Below are 1,821 nucleotides of genomic sequence, written 5' to 3' on the forward strand. Positions count from 1 at the left end.
GGAATTTAAAAGGTTATATGATTTGAGGTGTTAATATTTCTTCGTGATTATTAATGATGAAGTTTCTTAATCGTATCAATTCATTCCTAATCTTTATGGCTTTAGCTTTCTGGCTTTAAAATCTGCTTGATTTAACCATAATTGATTCACATTATAACTATCAACAAGGGGGGGCTGCTTAGAGTGACTAATTTTATCTCCGGTAAGTTTATCTTCATAGAATTCAGCTCGGGGTAGTTTCTGGTCATTGTTAAATTTGGCTCGTTTTTCATACTTAGCGCGTGAAACATAAACGCCCAATACCCCATCAAAGACATAGTTCTCTGCGATACGCTTATCATGGTCAGCATCAATGGTATCGGGTTTCCTTCTCGCCCATACAAATCTCTCTTTCAAGAAGCCCATGATGTGTAGTGTAAAACGTTTAAATAAACCATTCTGGCGGGGCTTGTTCTGTTTAATACTTCTCATAGGAGCACGGTTCATCGCTCTGGTGTTTTGAAGAGATGGGGTTTTCAATGTAGTGGATTTATTTGGTTCAGGAACAACCAGAACAGGCGATTTCTTCCCAGCAGCACTAACCCTACTGACTTTATTGGGATCACGGTAAGATTTTACTGCTGGCCTTCTGCTTATGGCTGGTGTCGTCATAACAGGTTGCTGTTTAGTTGTTGCCGGGAAGTCTGGTAGAACAATCTCTTCTGGTTCAGCAAGATGTGTAATCGTAAAGCTTCTGACATCAACAACAATTTCAAGATCAAGTTCGCTGAATGTTTTGTAGACTTCAACAGCTTCTTGTTTAGCAGCATCACGAACAGCCTGTTCTGCTGCTCTTTGCTCTTGTGCTGCTTTACTACGCCATTTGGCACTATGGATACGCTTCATTGGAGGACGGTTTGTTTCAGCGGCTTTAGCAAGCCATAGTGCTTTTTCTTCATTATCTAAAGCTACTGCTGCTTTTTCCAATGCCTCTTCATGCTGGGCTTGAAGAGAACGATGATCAATACGCTCTGATGAACCTGCGGCAGCAAGATAGCTGTTAGCCATAGCTGACCATGATTCACGCCATAAAACAGACATTTTTCTGTCGTTCCAGCTTCTTTCCTTTTTACCAAAACCTTCTGGTCCTATAGTTTTTAATGTCAACATAACGTGAGCATGAGGATTATCGCTATCGAGATCGTGGAAAGCGATATCGGCAATCATACCTTTCTCAACGAAATTTTTCTGACAATACTCAAGGACAAGTTTTTTCTTGTCATCATTATTTAACTCAGCAGGAATGGCAACATCGAAATAACGGGCTGTTTGTCCGTTGCTCTGACGCTCAACTCTTTCAACTTCATTCCACAATGCTGTAGAGTCTTTTACAATATGTTGAGGAGCATTAACGGGTGCTAATATGAAATGTCCGTATAAATCGGTACGGCGGCTATAATCATACGTATCGCCTGTTCTTTCATCTGTTATCCTTGTACGAGCATGATAAGCAGCCTTCGCAACGGAAGATTTGCCCTCACTTCGTTTCACAATTTTAAAATCAAGATGAAAAATAGCCATACAATAAAAAGAACCTCAATATAATTTTAAATAACAAACCAAAATATAAATCTCCAATGCGACTATGCTGATTTTAGTTTTTCGCAAGAAAAACTCTGGTGTTGACGTTGACCTTGTTTCCGAAGGAAACGGTGTTAGCCTGCGGCAGGCAACCGTCGGTAGACCCCACACGCTCACGAAGTGAGTGTATAGGTGGGCATTGCTTTATTTTTATATCTCCTAAAGGAGCTAAAAATAACGACAATGTTTTAAGTTTTTCTA

Annotated in this window: 2 protein-coding genes; both read right to left on the reverse strand. The window is 40.1% G+C overall.

Going from position 1 to position 1,821, the window contains the following annotated elements; genetic code table 11:
* Positions 1 to 93 precede the first annotated feature (93 nt).
* Positions 94 to 1,560, reverse strand: a complete 1,467-nt coding sequence (mobQ, locus tag NNO02_RS23155; RefSeq protein WP_271455866.1) for a MobQ family relaxase — start codon at positions 1,558 to 1,560, stop codon at positions 94 to 96.
* Between the two features lie 73 nt (positions 1,561 to 1,633).
* The coding region (locus NNO02_RS23160) for a hypothetical protein (RefSeq protein WP_271455867.1) at positions 1,634 to 1,821 on the reverse strand (188 nt) is incomplete at its 5' end.

The organism is Citrobacter sp. Awk 2 (assembly GCF_028069815.1).
Lineage (GTDB): Bacteria > Pseudomonadota > Gammaproteobacteria > Enterobacterales > Enterobacteriaceae > Citrobacter.

Bases quoted from the DNA above. Each gene is read 5' to 3' on its own strand.
- mobQ (WP_271455866.1), bottom strand. From the start codon at position 1,560: ATGGCTATTTTTCATCTTGATTTTAAAATTGTGAAACGAAGTGAGGGC.